The 17316-nt window shown below is 59.3% G+C and carries 14 protein-coding genes and 1 pseudogene; 10 read left to right on the top strand and 5 right to left on the bottom strand.

What is annotated here, in order from left to right; all coding sequences use genetic code 11:
- The first annotated feature begins 760 nt into the window (after positions 1-760).
- The 8 genes from mgtA to A37A_RS0110825 all read left to right on the top strand — a co-directional run bounded on the left by mgtA (position 761) and on the right by A37A_RS0110825 (position 9651).
- Complete coding sequence (gene mgtA, locus A37A_RS0110860; RefSeq protein ID WP_018291525.1) at positions 761-3526, top strand: magnesium-translocating P-type ATPase; 2766 nt, start codon at positions 761-763, stop codon at positions 3524-3526.
- A gap of 249 nt (positions 3527-3775) precedes the next feature.
- Positions 3776-4747 (top strand): SIS domain-containing protein, encoded by a 972-nt coding sequence (locus A37A_RS0110855; RefSeq protein WP_018291524.1) that lies wholly within the window; start codon positions 3776-3778, stop codon positions 4745-4747.
- 18 nt (positions 4748-4765) lie between these two features.
- Positions 4766-5323 carry an elongation factor P gene (gene efp / locus A37A_RS0110850; protein ID WP_020494336.1) on the top strand — a complete coding sequence of 186 codons (558 nt, stop codon included), beginning with the start codon at positions 4766-4768 and terminating at the stop codon, positions 5321-5323.
- A 324-nt stretch (positions 5324-5647) separates the two neighbouring features.
- Positions 5648-6226, top strand: a complete 579-nt coding sequence (locus A37A_RS0110845) for a hypothetical protein (RefSeq protein ID WP_155996641.1) — start codon at positions 5648-5650, stop codon at positions 6224-6226.
- Positions 6227-6327: 101 nt separating this feature from the next.
- Positions 6328-7299: a ribose-phosphate pyrophosphokinase gene (locus A37A_RS0110840; RefSeq protein ID WP_020494335.1), complete on the top strand. Its 972-nt coding sequence runs from the start codon at positions 6328-6330 to the stop codon at positions 7297-7299.
- Positions 7296-7796, top strand: coding sequence for an Lrp/AsnC family transcriptional regulator (locus A37A_RS0110835; protein ID WP_018291520.1), 501 nt, complete (start codon positions 7296-7298; stop codon positions 7794-7796). The genes A37A_RS0110840 and A37A_RS0110835 overlap by 4 nt, the downstream gene beginning before the upstream one ends.
- 11 nt (positions 7797-7807) lie before the next feature.
- On the top strand, positions 7808-9052 hold the full coding sequence (locus A37A_RS0110830) for an aminotransferase class I/II-fold pyridoxal phosphate-dependent enzyme (protein WP_018291519.1): 1245 nt from the start codon (positions 7808-7810) through the stop codon (positions 9050-9052).
- Positions 9053-9189: 137 nt separating this feature from the next.
- On the top strand, positions 9190-9651 hold the full coding sequence (locus A37A_RS0110825; protein ID WP_018291518.1) for a hypothetical protein: 462 nt from the start codon (positions 9190-9192) through the stop codon (positions 9649-9651).
- On the opposite strand, the gene A37A_RS17140 is transcribed toward A37A_RS0110825, so the two are convergent.
- On the bottom strand, positions 9641-10654 hold the full coding sequence (locus tag A37A_RS17140) for a metalloregulator ArsR/SmtB family transcription factor (RefSeq protein WP_018291517.1): 1014 nt from the start codon (positions 10652-10654) through the stop codon (positions 9641-9643). The genes A37A_RS0110825 and A37A_RS17140 overlap by 11 nt on opposite strands.
- Positions 10655-10722: 68 nt before the next feature.
- On the opposite strand from A37A_RS17140, the gene metK reads away from it, so the two are divergent.
- Positions 10723-11898 carry a methionine adenosyltransferase gene (metK, locus tag A37A_RS0110815; RefSeq protein ID WP_040889158.1) on the top strand — a complete coding sequence of 392 codons (1176 nt, stop codon included), beginning with the start codon at positions 10723-10725 and terminating at the stop codon, positions 11896-11898.
- 31 nt (positions 11899-11929) lie between these two features.
- Positions 11930-13276, top strand: coding sequence for an adenosylhomocysteinase (gene ahcY, locus A37A_RS0110810; RefSeq protein WP_018291515.1), 1347 nt, complete (start codon positions 11930-11932; stop codon positions 13274-13276).
- A gap of 66 nt (positions 13277-13342) precedes the next feature.
- Here the strand turns inward: ahcY and A37A_RS17135 are convergent, their stop codons facing one another.
- The 4 genes and pseudogenes from A37A_RS17135 to ltrA all read right to left on the bottom strand — a co-directional run bounded on the left by A37A_RS17135 (position 13343) and on the right by ltrA (position 17209).
- Positions 13343-13804, bottom strand: coding sequence for a hypothetical protein (locus tag A37A_RS17135; RefSeq protein ID WP_018291514.1), 462 nt, complete (start codon positions 13802-13804; stop codon positions 13343-13345).
- Positions 13801-15114 carry a molybdopterin-dependent oxidoreductase gene (locus A37A_RS0110800; RefSeq protein ID WP_018291513.1) on the bottom strand — a complete coding sequence of 438 codons (1314 nt, stop codon included), beginning with the start codon at positions 15112-15114 and terminating at the stop codon, positions 13801-13803. Before A37A_RS0110800 ends, A37A_RS17135 begins: the two co-directional genes overlap by 4 nt.
- A 210-nt stretch (positions 15115-15324) precedes the next feature.
- The gene (locus A37A_RS17130; protein WP_018291512.1) at positions 15325-15954 is read right to left on the bottom strand and encodes a group II intron maturase-specific domain-containing protein; all 630 of its coding nucleotides are present in this window, start codon (positions 15952-15954) and stop codon (positions 15325-15327) included.
- A pseudogene (gene ltrA / locus A37A_RS22050) lies at positions 15951-17209 on the bottom strand (group II intron reverse transcriptase/maturase). The gene A37A_RS17130 and the pseudogene ltrA overlap by 4 nt, the downstream one beginning before the upstream one ends.
- Positions 17210-17316: the final 107 nt, after the last annotated feature.

Raw genomic sequence — 17316 nt, 5'->3', positions numbered from 1 at the left:
TGGGGAAGCGGTCTCGCCGGTCCGAGTTGACGGCGCGAGAACAACTCTCTTTACTGTAAGACAACAAAGCGGAAAACCGACCCGCACACAAAAAAGCGGATACTACCCCAGAGGACGTTGCAGGAGAAAGCGAAGGCAAGTTCGACCTCATCCCCCTCGGGAGATGTACGCGGAGCTTACCGTGGGCATAATCCTGCACCAACCTTGTCCGGAAGCCGAATGCGGGAAATCCGCCTGTTCGGTTTGATGAGCGGGGAGTGGAAACGGCCGATAGGGAGAGATACTCAGGCACTGTCATACCGAAACGGGCAGCTCCCGCTATGGCTCTCCTACGTCGCACCGCGCCACTCCTCGACTCCACAAAACCGCGGTTCTTCTCCTTCCGCAAAGCCTACGATCGGGCGGAGCCTTGCTCCACAACCGGCTTTTTGCCCTTTGCAGTCCTCGTGTTACGGCAAATCGAACGGAAATCTTGCTCGATTCTGCCTCACGAGGAGATCCTGGCGGCCGGAACTCCTCGCAAGCGACTCGACCAGCACCCCTCTCGCGCGAAAGCCCGTACTAGTGAGAAGTGGCGGCTAGAGAAGAAGCAGCCGCTTGCCGTGGGATTCCGCGGGAAAGAAGACTTTTGCTTTTCTCTCGGAAAAGCTTTGGGTAAGAGGGGAAGCGGTTGTGGCCTTCCCTTCTCGTTCAATGATGGCGAACGAGATTGTCCGAATGCAAAGATGAAGCATGGCCGCCGGGCGACCGGAACCGATCCATGAGCAAAGCCCCGACCCATCTGACCGAATCGATCTACCGCTGGATCGCGGGTCTTCCCCTCGTCCTCTGGCGCTCGGTCCTGGAACGGAAGAAAAGCAAAGAGCGTGCCAAGGAATCCGCTCTGCGAGAGACGGAGAAAGCGATCGCTCGACACCTGTGGACTTTGAGCCGGCTGCCGGCGCCCGATCTCTTGCAGGAATTGCGCACGTCGGAAGCCGGTCTCGAAGAGGAAGAAGCGGAAACGCGGCTGGAAGAGCACGGGTATAACGAAGTTCATTCCGAGAAGCCGCCGAACTGGGCGCAGATGCTCCTTCGGAGCTACCTCAATCCCTTCGCGATTCTCCTGTCGGTCATGGCCTTGATGGCGGGCTGGCTCGGAGAGGGATACGGCGTCTTCATCATGGCCCTGATGATTGGGGTTAGCGTTCTTCTCCGCTTCTTTCAGGAGTTCGAGTCGAGTCGAGCTGTCGAAAAGCTCAAGGCGATGGTCCGAACCACCGCCATGGTCCGCCGCCGATGGTCGGAGTCAGAAGAAGGTCTCCCTGCTCCCGAGATGGCTCGGGGGCGAGAGATTCCCTTGCGCCAAATCGTCCCGGGCGACATCATTCATCTCTCGGCAGGCGATATGATCCCTGCCGACGTGCGACTGCTCTCCACCCGGGATCTTTTCGTTAGCCAAGCGGCTCTTTCCGGAGAGTCCTTCCCGGTGGAAAAGTTTGATTCCGCCACGAGCGCTGCGGGCGGGATGGAACGCTCCGTCGACGTCTTCGGCCTTCCGAACATCGCATTTCTCGGGACCAACGTAATCTCCGGTACCGCTACGGCTGTCGCCTTGCGAACGGGTCCGTCGAGCTATTTTGGCGCGCTGGCCAAGGGGATCCGCGGTTATCGGGCAACGACCAGCTTCGACCAGAGTGTGAGCCGGGTGAGTTGGCTCCTGGTGAAGGTGATCGGCACGATGATCCCGATCGTACTCTTGCTCAATGGCTTCACAAAAGGTAACTGGACCGAGGCATTTCTCTTCGCCCTGGCCATCGGCGTTGGGTTGACTCCGGCGATGTTGCCGATGATCGTCACGGGGGCCTTGGCCAAAGGAGCGATCAGCCTTTCCCGCCGCAAGGTGATCACTAAGCGGCTCAATGCGATTCAAAATATCGGCGCAATGGATGTGCTCTGCACGGATAAGACGGGAACCTTGACGCATGACAAGATCATTCTGGAGCGATTTTTGGACCTGGAGGGCGAAGAAAGCCAGGAGGTGTTGGAATATGCCTACCTAAACAGCTACTACCAGAGCGGACTTCGCAACCTCCTCGATGCCGCAGTCCTCGAACAGCGCGAAATCGGGACGCGGCTCATCCCCCAATTTCAGAAGGTCGACGAGCTTCCCTTCGATTTCGAACGACGTCGCATGTCGGTCGTCGCGCGCCGGACTTCCACTGGTCAAGATTTGCTGATTACCAAGGGAGCGGTCGAGGAGATGATCCGGACCTGCAGCCAGGTGAAAAAAGGGCAGGAGATCGTCCCCTTTTCCAAGGACATGAAACGCCACGCCGTGACCTTACGCGATGAGCTCAATAGCGACGGCATGAGGGTCCTGGCGGTGGCTTATAAGCAGCTCCCTGAGCAAGTCGGGTCGACCTTGACCTCGGCGGATGAGAACGAGCTTACTTTTTGCGGCTTTATCGCCTTTCTGGATCCGCCGAAGCACGATGCGGCACCCGCGATCCGGGCACTCCAGAAGTCGGGTGTCGAGGTGAAGGTGATCACCGGAGACAACGAGATCGTGACCGCGCGGATCTGCGACTGGGTCGGCTTGGAGATCAAAGGGATCTTGCGCGGCTTCGAGATCGACAAGCTTTCCGACGAGGAACTGGTCGCCGCCTCGGAGAAGACGAGCGCCTTCGTCAAGATGGCTCCGTTGCAAAAGGCCCGCGTCATCCGCGCGCTCCGAGCGGGAGGACATGCCGTTGGCTTTCTCGGCGATGGAATCAACGACGCGCCGGCGTTACGGGAGGCCGACGTCGGCATCTCCGTTGATACCGCCGTCGACATCGCCAAGGAATCGGCCGACGTCATCCTCCTGGAGAAAAGTCTCATGATTCTCGAGGAGGCCGTGGTAGAGGGCCGGAGAATGTTCGGCAACATCGTCAAGTACATCAAGATGGCGACGAGCTCGAACTTCGGAAACGTCTTGAGCGTCTTGGGGTCGGCAGCCCTGCTGCCCTTCCTCCCGATGAAGCCTCTGCAGCTTCTGATCATCAATCTGATCTACGATCTGTCGCAGACCCTGATTCCTTGGGACCGCATGGATGATGAGTTCATCTCCAAGCCAAGGAAATGGGAGGCGGAAAGTATCGGCCGCTTCATGGTCATGATTGGGCCGATCAGTTCGATCTTCGACTATGCGACCTTTGCGGTGCTCTGGTTCGTTTTCCAGGCGAACAGCCCGGCGCATCAATCGCTCTTTCAGTCGGGCTGGTTCCTCGAGAGTCTTCTTTCCCAAAGCCTGATCGTTCACATGATTCGAACCCGCAAAATTCCGTTTTTTCAAAGTGTCGCAGCATGGCCACTGGTTGTGGCCACGATCCTGGTCTTCGTGGTGGGACAGGTCATCCTGGCTACACCATTCGGAGCGGCGGTTGGGTTGGTTCCTCTACCCCTCAATTTCTATTTTTGGCTCTGGGGCATTCTCCTCTCCTATTGCGTTCTTACCCAGCTTGTGAAGAATTGGTATGTCCGGCGCTTCGGCGAATGGCTGTGAGCTTCTGGCCTTCTGTCTCCCAAGCGTTCTCCTGCGGCTTGTGAAATGGACCCGGCTGCTTCGTTGGGACTTGGGTTTTTGGCCCTCCTCGCAGTATGTCGTCATCCCACCCACTGCGGGGGGAAACCTGCGCTCCGCCTCGCATCCAAGCCCATTTGCGGCGCCTCGGGCACGAACTTTGTGAAACAGACAGGCCTGGAATTTGCCCGTTGTTTTTCGTGCCCTGAGCCCGTAGCATCGAATCCCTTCATGAACCTGCTGGCGATGGGCCGAAAGGTGTTCGAGACCGAGATCGATTCCCTTCGGCTGGTGGAAAAAAAGTTGGGACCGTCCTTCGAGGATGCGGTTCGCCGCCTTTCCGACGTGATTTCCGAAAACCGGAAGGTGATCGTGGTAGGAGTCGGGAAATCGGGACATATCGGTCAGAAGATCGCGGCAACTCTTGCCAGCACAGGAGCTCCCAGCGTTGTACTCAATGCGGTCGACGCCTTCCACGGAGACTTAGGCATCGCCTGCGAGGGAGACGCTGCGCTGGCGCTGAGCTACAGCGGAGAGACCGAAGAGCTCGTTCGTCTCCTTCCCTACCTCAAGAGGATGAAGGTTTTCGTGATCGCGATGACCGGCAACCTCAAATCGACCCTTGCGCAAAATGCGGACGTCGTGCTCGATGTCGGGGTCGAGAAGGAAGCCTGTCCGCACAATTTGGCACCGACCTCAAGCACGACGGCGATGTTGGCCCTCGGGGACGCCGTGGCCATGGTTCTCCTGGAAAAACGGGGATTCCGAAAAGAAGACTTCGCTCGCCTTCATCCCGGAGGAAGCTTGGGACGTCACCTGCTGCTGCGGGTGGGCGAGATCATGCGGCCGCGAGAGGCGATCGTCGTTTTGCCAAGAGGAGCCGCAGTGAAGGAGGCCCTTCGCGAGTGGAACCGGAAAAGGGCCGGCGGCGCCGTGGTGGTCGATGAAGGCGGCGCTCTAGTCGGGATCTTTACGCACGGGGACTTCGTGCGCCACTACGAACGGGATCCCAGAGTAGGAGAGCAGCCGCTCTCCGTGGTGGTAACGGAGCATCCCGTCACGGTGCGAGTTGACAAGCTTGCGGTGGAGGTGCTCAATCTCTTTGAAAGCCATCGAATTGATGATCTCATCGTGGTCGACCGGGACAACCGGCCGGTGGGGATGGTCGATTCTCGAGATCTCACCATGCACAAGTTAATGTAAAAGAAGAATAACCTATCTATGACGAACGCGAGCGATGTGAGTAAAGGACAGGCGATCCGCCATCACGGGGCTGTATGCCTCGTTTTGGAAACCCAACACAGGACTCCGGGGAATCTCCGCGCCTTTGTCCAGATGACACTGCGCAATCTGAAAACGGGCAGGTCTTCGGTGGAACGCTTCAGCTCGTCGGACAAGGTGGAATTGGTCAGCGTCACCCGGAGAAAGTGCGAATACAGCTACCGGGAAGGCAAGGATTATGTCTTCATGGATCCGGACAGCTATGAAAGCATTTCGGTCCCCGAAGATCTGGTTGGGAAGGCGAAGGACTACCTCACCGAAAATCAGGCGATCGATCTCCTTTTTACCGATGAGGCGGTAGCCGCCGTAGAACTCCCGCCCACCGTTGCCTTGAAGGTGGTGAGTTCCCCGGAAGGGGTGCGGGGAGATTCGGCGACGAATGTGATGAAGGTAGCCGAGCTCGAGACCGGCCTCAGCGTCCAGGTGCCGCTCTTCATCAAAGAGGGAGAGAAGGTCAAGATCAGCACGGCGGATGGGAAATACTTAAGCCGGGCCTAGCCTGCATGTGACACAAAGTTCGTACCCGGGGCGCCAAACCCGTCGAAGTTGCGGGCATCGGATGGGAAGGAACCTATGCCGAGGTGGGTAAACATTCTTGAGACAGCCCAAATCGGCTTGGGGTGGACGGATGAGAGGTTGGCGGAACGTTCTGAAACGTCCTTGGGAAAGTTACGCGAGTTGAAAGCGGGGATTCTCGATCCTGGCGCCCTTCGCAGGGTGGGCTCTGCGTTGCGCTTGGGTCCCGATGCCCTGCTCTCTCTTGCCCAGGAACGGGGGGGCCATCCAGCGTTTTCGAGTCCTGCAACCCTTCGGAGCATTGGGATGAAATCGCGGCGAGGCTACGTGCTCTGGGATTCCGTTTCGCGGCTTGCGTGCCTGATTGATATCGGCGGAGAATGCCGGTCGGTAGTCCAGCTCGTGGAACACGAATTTCTTGCGCCGCTCTATCTCTTTTTCACCGAACCAAGTCAACCCATAGAACGCGAGTGGATACGATTGTTGGAGGTACGGAGCGCTCTTCCCGTTCAGTCGGAAACAGGGGAGGAGGAGCGCAGCTTTTCCTTGGGGACACTTCAGGTGGACCGCCGCTCCGTTGCCTCCCGTGAAGGAATCAGCCGGAGCCTCTACTTGGTCTGCGGTTTGGATCTCCCGGTCGCGTTTATCGGGCGGTCGCTCTTGCCCCCCGATTCCAGCGACGAGGCAGAGCGACCACTTCTTTACGGAGGATGGCTCGCGGAGGTCCGCTCGCATATTTTTACTTTGAGCGATGAGACCCTCCTGTGTCCCTCGGAAGGGCCGATGACCACGGTGGGCTTTGAAAAGGCCCACAATCCCTTTTTTCCGGAATTCGAGCATTTTTCCTCCTTTGCCAGCCTAACCGAAGAGGAACGCAATTCGTGAAAGCGGGTCGGTTTTTGTCAGGTCGGTGCATGGATGCCGGAACGTTGGCGAGGCGCCGGCGACGCACCGAAAAAGAAGAGAGGAAAGAGAAGAAGTAACCAATGAACGGAGAGGAACCTCATCCGCTCCTCGTTTTCACGGGGAGCGCCAACCGACCGTTGGCAGAACGGATCGTCGCGTCGATCGGTATCCCGCTGGGCGCAGCCACAATATCTTCTTTTCCCGATGGGGAGACTTTCGTGAAGATCGATGAAAACATCCGCGGACGCGATGTGTTCATCGTTCAGCCGACCTGCCCGCCCTCCAATCACAATATCATGGAACTGCTGATCATGATCGATGCCGCCAGGCGCGCCAGCGCGGCACGGGTGACGGCGGTGATTCCGTTTTACGGTTACGCTCGGCAAGATCGGAAGGATCGCCCGCGGGTGGCGATCACCGCCAAGCTGGTCGCCAATCTCCTGGTGGCCGCCGGCGTCAATCGCGTGCTGACGGTGGATCTTCACGCCCAGCAGATCCAAGGATTCTTCGATATTCCCGTCGACCATCTTTATGCCGCGCCCGTTCTCTACCGTTATTTGGCCGCAAAAGAGCTTTCGAACCTAGTTGTCGTCTCTCCGGATGTCGGTGGAATCAAGCTCGCCTCCGGTTATGCGCAGGTGCTTGATGCCGGGCTGGCGCTGGTAGTCAAGCGCCGAGTCGATGCCGAGCATACCGAAGCTCAATTCGTCGTGGGCGATGTCGCCGGACGGGATGTCCTGATCGTCGACGACCTCACGGAGACGGCGGGCACCGTAACCTCGGCCGCTCGAATCCTGAAGGAGACGGGAGCGCGCCGTATCTTCGCCGGCATTTCGCATGCTGTGCTAAATCCAATGGGAATCAAGCGATTGCAAGAGTCATGCCTGGAGGAGCTCATTATCACGAACACAGTGCCGATCCCCTCGATCGAGGGAGTGAACGTGACCGTGCTTGATGTCGCGCCTCTTTTGGGGGAGGCGATCAAGCGGATCCACAACGGCCAATCGGTTTCTTCGCTCTTTCGCGTGGACGGAAAGATGATTCTCCTATGAGCAAAGAAGCTTCTTTTTCGACCGAGTTGCTCAGTCTGCTTGAGGAAAATCCGCTTCGCTCCTCCGAAATCTTGGCGAAGCTCTTGGGCCGCGAGCCTTCGGAAGTAGAGCAGGAGGTCGCGCGGCTGGAAAACGAAAAGGTCATTCTTGCCTACAAGGCGATCATCGATGACGAAAAGGCGCAGCGCCGAACCGTAAAGGCCGTCATCGAGGTGAAGCTCGTTCCCGAGCGAGGAGGTGGATTTGACCGCTTGGCTCAAAGAATCGCCCGTTATTCCGAAGTCACTTCCTGCTTTTTGATGAGCGGGGGATACGATCTTTTGGTCTTCCTCGAAGGCTCGACTCTCCAGGAGGTCGCTCTCTTTGTCTCCGAGAAGCTGGCGACGCTTCGTGGGGTGACCTCGACGGCAACGCATTTCATGTTGCGAACGTATAAGGAGCAAGGGATCCTTGTCGGAGAGGCGGTCGCCACGAATCGCCTGCCGGTCAGCCCGTGAGGAGGAGTGGCATGCAACCGGCGCCTGGTCCCCAAACGGGGAAAATTCTGCCCTTTGTCCCCGATGAAACGTCTTGGGTCGCGCGGCATGTACAGGATCTTCCGCGGTCAGGAATCCGCGACTTTTTTGATCTCGTGCAGTCGATGGAGGGGATCGTTTCCCTTGGCATCGGAGAACCAGGAGAGTCGACTCCTTGGAACATTCGTGAGCAAGCGATCTTTGCGCTCGAATCGGGAAAGACCGGCTACACCTCGAATCTCGGGTTGCTGCGCCTGCGCCAAGCCATCAGCCGTTACATGGAGCGGCTCACCGGAGTATGCTACGATCCAGAAGGAGAAATCCTGGTAACGGTTGGTGTTTCCGAAGCGCTCGATTGCGCGTTGCGCGCGATCATTAATCCGGGGGAGCAGATTCTCTACGCGGAACCCAGCTATGTCGCCTATTCCCCCGGCGTTCTGCTTGCCCACGGGGTTCCGGTCGGAATCCCCACTCGATTTGAAGACGGCTTCCGGTTGCGAGCGCAGGCAGTAGCGCAAAGGGCGAAGCCGGGAGTCAAGGCGCTGCTCTTGAATGCGCCGGCGAACCCTACCGGCACGATGGTAGACGAGGAAGAGTTGGAAGGGATCGCCGCAATCTCCGCGAAGAACGACTGGGTCGTCCTCGCCGATGAAATTTATGCCGAGTTGACGTATGAGAAGCGGCACCGCTCGATCGCCGGCTTGCCCGGAATGAAGGAACGAACAGTGGTGCTCAACGGGTTGTCGAAGGCATTCGCGATGACCGGATTCCGCCTCGGTTGGGCCTGTGGGCCGACCTCCCTGATTGCCGCGATGGTCAAGATTCATCAATATTCGATGCTCTGCGCGCCGATCCTGAGCCAGGAGGCCGGGATCGAGGCCCTTGAGCACGGGGCGGCCAAAGTCGAGTCGATGCGGCGCTCCTATCAGAGAAAGAGGAACTATCTCTGGCGCAGCCTGACCGCCTTGGGTTTCCCCTGCCATCGTCCGGAAGGCGCCTTTTATCTTTTCCCATCGATCGTTCCGTTCGGTCTCTCTTCCCAAGAGTTCGCGTTTCGCCTCTTGCGGGAGGCGCGGGTCGCGGTAGTTCCGGGGAGCGCTTTTGGCCCTTCTGGGGAGGGGTATCTCCGCTGCAGCTTCAGCCCGCGCATGGGCGATCTTGAGGAGGCGGTCGGCCGCATGAGCCGATGGATGCGGGCGAACTTCCGGAAAGGGACCAGTCCTGCGACAGAAAATTGAGGAAAGCACCGCGCGGCTCTTCTTGCGTTGGTGGTCAATGCCTTGGATAATACTTCATGAAATCTCGTTTCCGTTGGCTGTTATGCGCCAACAGCTCGGGAACGGGTGGAGCTTAAGGAAAGCGGAGAGGAGTTCCTGTGGGTTTGCAAACGGCTCGGGAAGGGAATACGGAGAAGATCATCCAGTTTTCCGTCTACATGGAAAACAAGGCGGGCCGACTGCTCGATCTGGTGCGTCTCCTCACCAGTGGTGGCGTGGATATTGTCGGCTTTACGATTCTCGATTCGGTTGACGCCGCTGTGGTCCGATTGGTCGTGGACGATCCGGCGAGCGCCCGATCTCTTCTTCACGAGCATCAGATTGCGTTCAATGAATCGACCTTGGTCGCCGTGGAGCTTCCTCAAAGCGCGGACGACCTGCGAAAGCTCTTGGCAACCCTCCTGCAAGCCGAGATCAATATCTACTTCAGCTACCCGCTCATGACCCGGCCCTACGGGAAGGCCGTCCTCGCCCTCCGCGTGGAGGATGACGAATTGGCTAGATCGGTCCTGATGCGAAACCAGTTCCGGGTGCTTTCCCAAAACGACATCAGCCGCTGACTCGTTCCGGTCGGCGCACGTGGGAAGGCGTTCGGAGCGGCTTGATTGCGCTCACCAAAAGCGCGCGAAGGTGCGGCGCATCGGGATCGGAGTCGAGAGGTTGGATCTGGATCTCGCCGAATCCAGCCGCAGTCAGCCACTTTTCGAGATCGCTCTCCGAGAAGCCGAGCCAATAGTCACCGTAAAGCGTACGGGCATCTTCAAAAGAGTGTTCGGACAGGTCGAGAATCACCAGCGTCCCTCCAGGCTGAAGAATCCGAGAGGCGGCCGCGATGGCTTCCTCGGGGCTTGGGGCATGGTGGAGCGCCTGGCTCAATACGGCAATCGCGACGCTTTCCGGCGGGATGGGCGGGCTCTGCAGGTCTCCGACGCGGAACTCGAGATTGGTAAAGTTTCTCTTCTTGGCCTCCCGCGTGGCGAAAGCCACCATCTTGAGGGAAATGTCCACGGCGATCACGCGTTTCGCCCGCTGGGCAAGAAGCTGCGAGAGCCAGCCCTCTCCGCACCCAAGATCGGCGATGGTGACCGGAGGAAGCAGCCGGGCAAGAAGAGGGCCTACAGCGGGCCAGCCGCGTCCGGGACAGGCGGCGCCCCCGAGCCGCCCTGCCATGCGATTAAAATGGGCTCGGGTTTCTCTCTTCCGCCTCTCGACGACCTTGCGCAGCCGCTCCGGATCGCCCTCTGCCTCTCCGCTCTCCGCTAGAAGGAGAAGGGCCGTGGCGGCGAGACGAGCTTCCGCCTCGTTCCGCTCGGGAGAAAGAGAGTAAAAGGTTTTCCGACCCTGCCGGCGGGCGAGGACCAGTCCCTCGGTTCGAAGCAGGGCGAGATGGCCCGAGACCGCCGGCTGGCTGGCTTGCAGCACCTCGCAAAGCTCTGCGACCGAAAGTTCCAGTTTTTGCAACAGGGCGAGGATGCGCAGCCGCGTGAGATCGCCCAGCATCGACCAGAGGCGGCGCAGACGATCGCTGGACCGGGCCGGCAAGGGGGCGGAATTCGTATGCATCGACCTATGTTTATCAATTAATATTTCTGTTGCCAACGGCTGATTCTTTCCGTAAGAATCGCGTCGTGATCCCTAGAAAACATGTATTCGCCTCGGAATCGGTAACCGAAGGGCATCCGGACAAGGTCTGCGATGCCGTTTCGGATTCAGTCCTCGATGCCTGCCTGGAGCAAGATCCTCAGAGCCGAGTCGCCTGCGAGACGCTCGTGAAGAGCAATCTCCTGGTTCTCGCTGGAGAGATCACGACACGGGCGAAGCTCGATTATATCCAGATCGCTCGCGAACGGGTTCGGGAGATCGGCTATGACGAGCCGGGCGAAATCTTTCATGCCGACAAGTTGCAGGTCGTCTACGCGCTCTCTCAGCAGAGTCCGGACATTGCTCAGGGTGTCGATGGAACGCACGGTGCGACTCCTGGTGTGCAAGGGGCCGGGGATCAAGGCATGATGTTCGGCTTCGCCTGCCGAGAGACTCCCGAGCTGATGCCCGCTCCCATCATTTTCGCTCATCATCTTTGCCGCCGTTTGGCCGAGTTGCGTCACAGCGGAGCGGTGCCGTGGCTTCGTCCCGACGGAAAAGCGCAAGTCTCCCTTCTCTATGAGGGATATCGGCCGGTCCATGTCGAGGCGGTCGTGGTTTCCACGCAGCATACGCCGGAAATCGGTCAGGACGCGATCCGGGAGTTCGTGCTTTCTGAGGTGGTGGCAAAAGCGATTCCGCCCGAGTTGCTCGATCGCTCGACCCAATATTTCATCAATCCCACCGGACGCTTCGTCGTCGGCGGCCCCGAAGCCGACAGCGGATTGACCGGACGCAAGATCATCGTGGATACCTACGGCGGAATGGGTCGCCATGGCGGGGGAGCCTTCAGCGGAAAGGATCCATCGAAGGTCGACCGCAGTGCGGCCTATATGGCAAGGTACGTCGCCAAGAATGTCGTAGCGTCGGGTGCCGCAGACCGAGTCGAGGTGCAGCTCGCCTATGCGATCGGCTATCCTGACCCTGTTTCGGTCGCTGTCGATACCTTTGGGACCGGGAAGGTGGGAGAGGAAAAGATCGTGGAGGCGATCCGGCAGGCATTCCGGCTCAAGCCTGCGGAGATCATCCAGGAACTCTCCCTGCTCCGTCCGATCTATCGGCATACGACCAATTACGGCCACTTCGGGCGGGTAGACGAGTTCGACAGTTTTCCCTGGGAGCGGACCGATCGCGCCGCTCTTCTCCGGAAGATGCTCGACCGCTAGAAGCTACGAAATTCAGAAAGGAACATTTCCAATGAGCACGATTGTAGAAACGAAAGAAAAGCAGGTCTTTTCCGTCGAGGACTTCCGAGTCAAGGACATGACGCTGGCCGAATTCGGCCGAAGGGAAATCGAGGTGGCCGAGGCGGAGATGCCCGGACTGATGTCTCTGCGCAAAGATCTGGGTCCGACGCAGCCGCTGCGAGGAGCCCGCATCGCCGGCTGCCTCCACATGACGGTGGAGACCGCGGTCCTTGTCGAAACCCTGATCGCCCTGGGCGCGGAGGTAAGATGGAGCTCCTGCAACATCTTTTCCACGCAGGATCACGCGGCGGCGGCTCTTGCTGCGCGCGGGATTCCCGTCTTTGCCTGGAAGGGAGAGACGGAGGAAGAATACCTCTGGTGTATCGAACAGACGCTGCGCTGGCCCGACGGCTCCTTTCTCAACATGATCCTCGATGACGGGGGCGATCTGACCGAGCGGATTCACGAAAAGCATCCCGAACTCCTTCCAGGAATCTTTGGAATCTCCGAAGAAACGACGACAGGAGTCCATCGGCTGGCGCGACGCGCCGCAAAGGGCATCTTGGGAACACCGGCATTCAACGTGAACGACTCATGCACCAAGAGCAAGTTTGATAACCTTTACGGCTGTCGCGAGTCGTTCCTCGACGGAGTCAAGCGGGCGACGGACGTCATGATCGCCGGGAAGACGGTCGTCGTCTGCGGATTCGGCGATGTCGGCAAAGGGTGCGCCCGCTCCGCTCGCGGAATGGGCGCGCGCGTGGTGGTGACCGAGGTCGACCCGATCAATGCCCTGCAGGCGGCGATGGAGGGTTACGAGGTGACGACGCTCGAGGAGATCGCGTCGACCGGAGATATCTTCGTCACGGCCACCGGCTGCATCCATGTGATTCGGCGGGAACATATGGAGCAGATGAAAAGCGGGGCGATCGTCTGCAACATCGGTCATTTCGATAGCGAGATCGACGTCTCTACTCTCTATGGCGATTCGAAGCTCCGTCGAGTCGAGATCAAGCCCCAGGTGGATCTTTTCCTTTGGCCGAACGGCAAGCGCCTCTTCGTCCTGGCCGAAGGGCGGCTTGTGAATCTGGGTTGCGCCACCGGGCATCCGAGCTTTGTCATGAGCGCCAGCTTCACCAACCAGGTCCTAGCTCAAGTTGAACTCTGGAGAGAACGGGAGACCAGGCGCTATGCGCGTGGCCAGCTCTACGTTCTCCCGAAGATCCTGGACGAGCGGGTTGCTCGGCTCCATCTGGAGCATCTAGGCGCGAAGCTCACCCGCTTGACGGAGGCTCAAGCCGATTATCTGGGCGTGCCGCCGTCCGGACCCTACAAGTCGGAAGGTTACCGGTACTGATCTTCGGACAGGACTCGTCTTCCGCGAACGCGAGGCTGTGCGCCTCTCCGGGCCTGACGGCCGGCTTCATGGGTTCGTCTTTGGCGCGGGAACGGAAGACGAGTTCCCCTCCGGGAGGGGTCCGTAGTGCTTCTGCAGATAGTCGACGATCTGTCCGACCATCTCCGCGGGAATGGGCGCTCCGAGGTGAATCATCTTGTCCACCTCCTTTTTCCAGAGTTCGCGTGGGAAATGGGGCTGCGCGGCGATCAGGGTCACGCTGTGGCAGATCGAGCAGTAGCTTTCGACGAGCTCCTGGCCGCTTCCTCGCACCAAGGAAGTGGGAGCGAGCGGATAGGCTCCCACGGAATAGGACGACGTCGCATTTCCCGGAAAGGGAGAGACCGGTAGGATCAAGCCAGAGGAATCGAGCGCATAAACGCCAGCTTCGGATAGACCGTCGGGACCCGCAAGAGCAGAGTCAACTGCGGCATAAAGGGTTAGGAAAACGACCGCTACGGCGATGGGGCGGAAGAGATGCTGGCTCAAGCGGTTTCCCCCACAAAAACGGTCTGCGCTTCGACGACATTCCATGCGTACCCTCCGGGATTCCAAATCGGCTCCGTTGGCTGGACGTTGCCTTTTCCGTCCGTCGCACGACAGCGAAGCTCAACCTCTCCCGGCTGCCGCGGAGTCCACGCCAGCCTCCAGCCGCGAAAGGAATAGGGCCCCAAGTCGGGATCGAGCCGGGCGAGTCTCCAGCTTCGGCCTCCATCGGTGGAGATCTCGACTTGACGAATTCCTCCCGAGCCGCTGAAAGCGATCCCCTTGATCTCGGTCGGCAGATGGACGACCAGCTTGGACGAACCATCCGGCAGGACAAAAAAGGAGCGGACGGGCATGGGTGTGTGGCTGGCGGGAATCGTGGAAACCTTCCCCGAGGCCACTTCTTCCGGTGTCGTGGAGTGGTGAGGCTGCTTGGGGAGCCGGTAGGCGTTCACCATCCAATGACTCGAATCGGGCTCGGTGAGAGCTTCGATCCAGCTCAGATGCTTGATCCAGCAGGTGGAAAAGCGACCAGGAACGATCAGTCGGACCGGAAAGCCGTTGAGCATCGGAAGGGGTTCGCCATTCATCTGGTAGGCGATGAGGCAATCCTGCAGGATCGGGTCTCCCGGGTCCAAAGACTTAGAATAAGAATGGGACGGAGTTCCCTCCGCGCCGCGCCCGAAGTCGAGGCCCTGGAAACGGAGGGCGACGGTGTGAGGTCGAAGACCCGCCCGATCGAGAAGATCCATGAGGCGCACTCCCGTCCAACGGGCATTACCCATGCCGCCGTTGCCCCACTGGGTTCCCGGGAGTCGGGGAAAGAAGCGGCTGCGCGAGTTCCCCGTGCACTGATTGACCGCGACTACGGAGACTGGCTCGAACTGGGAAAGGAGCTGGGAAAAGGAGAACTGCAGAGGCCGGGATACGTTGCCGCCGACCGAAAGCCGCCACTGAGAGAGATCGATCGTATTTGGAATGACATCGAGATGATAGCGGACGAAGAAGGCCGCGTTCGGCGTAAGGAGCGATTCAAAAAATGGGCGAGGGGTCTCCAGGACGATCGGCCGATCACTGAGTCGCAGGAGCGGGAGCTTTTGCGGCATGAGCCCGGTCGGAACTGCGGCACTCCAGTGCGTATCGGGAAGGACGAGACCGGATGCGGCGGTGCCGCCCTCGGCGTGGACTTCCCGCGGCCAAGGTATCGCCGCCGTTCCCAGGAAGCCTGTTAAGATCTGAAGCGCTCTTCGACGGGAGTAGTCCCGGAGGGAAGGTTCGCCTCCCGCGTGGCTCGGATCACGTTGATATGACATCTAGCGCAGCCTAGCGGAGCAAGGCTGGAGGAGTCAAGCGGGACGCGACGGAAATGCAGAGAGAAAATCGGAAAAGGAGAATCCGTCGCCGGTAAACGCGCCCCGCTGCCGTAGAAATCGCCCCTGATCGGCATAGGGGGCGGCGTAAGCCGCGCCCCTGCCACACCACCCGGCATGCGGGTCCGCACCGGGCGGTTCGAGAAGTTGAGGTCATGCGAGTCGTGGGAAGCCCAGACTATCGAAGTACTGGACCGTGAGGACGCTGTTCAGTGCAGCCTTGCTGTAGTACCACCAGCGACCACCCCCACAGGCTACGAGACTGGCCAACTCGTGTGGCATCCCGAGACGGCGCAAGCCGCGATAAGCCCCGGACCCGCTCCGCCAGTGGTTGAGCTGGATGGCCCGAAGGCGGCGACGTGTCCATGAGTCCAGGTTCTGGAAGGTCTGCGGGGTCTGCGCCAAGCGGAAGTATGCCTTCCAGCCCGGCAGGTAGACCCGCATCTGCTCCGCGACCTGGGACATGCTCCGGCCGCCGACCCGCTTGGTGATGGTTCGGATGCGCTGCTTGAACGTATCGATCGCCTTGGGGGCAACCGCGATCTTGACCGCGCCGCCTGACCACCGCCGGAGGCAGTAGCCGAGGAACTTGCGGCCGAAGACGGGACCCACTTCGGTCTTCTTCTCGTTCACCCGCAGGCGCAGTTGCGCGTACAGCTTGCGCAGCCATCGCAGCACCCGCTCGCCCGCCCGTTGGCTGCGAACATAAACATTGCGGTGAGTGGCCCCGGGGAGTTGCACCCCGAGGCTCTCGTAGAACCGTGCTTGAGCGTCTCCGCTCACACGGCTCCCATCATGGAGCCACGCCGCACACCCAACTGCCAGTGCGCCCACAGCGTCGGATCGCGTCTCGAGATGCGCGCGACCCAGTGCGTCGCCCTGCGTAGATGTCCGCGCAACTTCTTGTACTTCCGGTGAGCCCAGCGGGCCAGTGATCGATCCAATTGACGCATCGGCGGATAGAGCGCCGACCGGTAAAATCTCCCATAATACCGAAGCCACCCTCGGAGGATCGGATTGAACATCCGCGACAGATCCTCGATTGACTTGTCACTGCGTAGATGCAGGTTCCAGTGTCGAATCTCCGCCCGGATCGCTTTCACCGCCTTATCAGAAACTGCTGGACTGAAGTTGATGAAGTACTTCCCCTTCCGATTCTTCGATCTCCGCGGCCGAAACGTGTACCCCAGAAAATCGAATTTCTCGTTTGGATGTGTCCTTCGCCGGTCATCATCCTTACAATAGACAACCTTCGTCTTCTCCAGATGAAGTTCCAGCCCGCATTCCTGCAATCGTGCGGCTATCGCTGCCCGAACCTCCTGGGCGTCCACTTCCGTCCTGCGATGCACGATGGCATCATCAGCGAAACGCTCAAACGGCAACTGCGGATACCGCTTCGCCATCCACCGATCAAAGGCATAATGCAGAAACAGATTGGCCAACAGAGGGCTGATGACCCGCCTTGCGGCGTGCCCTTTTCACGCGGGACCAACTGGCCGTCCTCCTCTTGCACTGGCGCTTTCAGCCACCGCTCAATGTAGAGAACCATCCATTGTTCCTTGGCGTGTTTCTTCACCACCCGTATCAGAAGATCTTGCGGGATATTATCGAAGAAGCCTTTGATGTCCAGATCGACGATCCAGTCATAACGCCAGCATCGCTGCCGCGCTTGCCCCACTGCATCCAGCGCCGACTTCCCCGGTCTATACCCGTAGGAATCCGGATGGAACAGCGGGTCCACCGCCGGCTCCAGTCTCGACTTCACCACCTGCTGCGCGATCCGATCCGATACGGTCGGTATGCCCAGTTTTCTTTCCCCACCGTTTGCTTTCGGGATCTTCACCGTCCGCACCGGCAGCGGAAAGTAACTGCCTGACGACATCCGATTCCAGATCTTGTACAGGTTCCCTTTTAGGTCCCTTTCAAAATCCGCGATCGTCTGCTCGTCGACCCCTGCCGCTCCCTGGTTCGCTTTTACTCGTTTGTACGCCTCCCAGATCTCCCACTTGGAAATACAGAACGGCTTTGCCTCACTCATCGGCTCCTCCCATTGCTGGTTGGCTCATTGAATTTGGCTCCATAACACAACCCCTTCGCTCCATCCCGTTTCGGGGACTTCATCACTACTACGAGTTGTTCCGCCCT

The sequence above is a fragment of the Verrucomicrobium sp. 3C genome, from assembly GCF_000379365.1.
Taxonomy (GTDB): Bacteria; Verrucomicrobiota; Verrucomicrobiia; order Methylacidiphilales; family Methylacidiphilaceae; genus Methylacidimicrobium.
Note: the sequence above shows the minus strand (reverse complement) of the source record. Positions and strands in the feature narration are given on the sequence as shown.

What these genes read in the sequence shown, in the direction of transcription:
- mgtA (WP_018291525.1), top strand. Translation starts at nt 761, where the DNA reads ATGAGCAAAGCCCCGACCCATCTGACCGAATCGATCTACCGCTGGATC.
- ahcY (WP_018291515.1), top strand. Translation starts at nt 11,930, where the DNA reads ATGAGCACGATTGTAGAAACGAAAGAAAAGCAGGTCTTTTCCGTCGAG.
- efp (WP_020494336.1), top strand. Translation starts at nt 4,766, where the DNA reads ATGACGAACGCGAGCGATGTGAGTAAAGGACAGGCGATCCGCCATCAC.
- A37A_RS17140 (WP_018291517.1), bottom strand. Translation starts at nt 10,654, where the DNA reads ATGCATACGAATTCCGCCCCCTTGCCGGCCCGGTCCAGCGATCGTCTG.
- A37A_RS0110800 (WP_018291513.1), bottom strand. Translation starts at nt 15,114, where the DNA reads ATGTCATATCAACGTGATCCGAGCCACGCGGGAGGCGAACCTTCCCTC.
- A37A_RS0110835 (WP_018291520.1), top strand. Translation starts at nt 7,296, where the DNA reads ATGAGCAAAGAAGCTTCTTTTTCGACCGAGTTGCTCAGTCTGCTTGAG.
- A37A_RS0110830 (WP_018291519.1), top strand. Translation starts at nt 7,808, where the DNA reads ATGCAACCGGCGCCTGGTCCCCAAACGGGGAAAATTCTGCCCTTTGTC.
- A37A_RS0110855 (WP_018291524.1), top strand. Translation starts at nt 3,776, where the DNA reads ATGAACCTGCTGGCGATGGGCCGAAAGGTGTTCGAGACCGAGATCGAT.
- A37A_RS0110840 (WP_020494335.1), top strand. Translation starts at nt 6,328, where the DNA reads ATGAACGGAGAGGAACCTCATCCGCTCCTCGTTTTCACGGGGAGCGCC.
- A37A_RS0110845 (WP_155996641.1), top strand. Translation starts at nt 5,648, where the DNA reads ATGAAATCGCGGCGAGGCTACGTGCTCTGGGATTCCGTTTCGCGGCTT.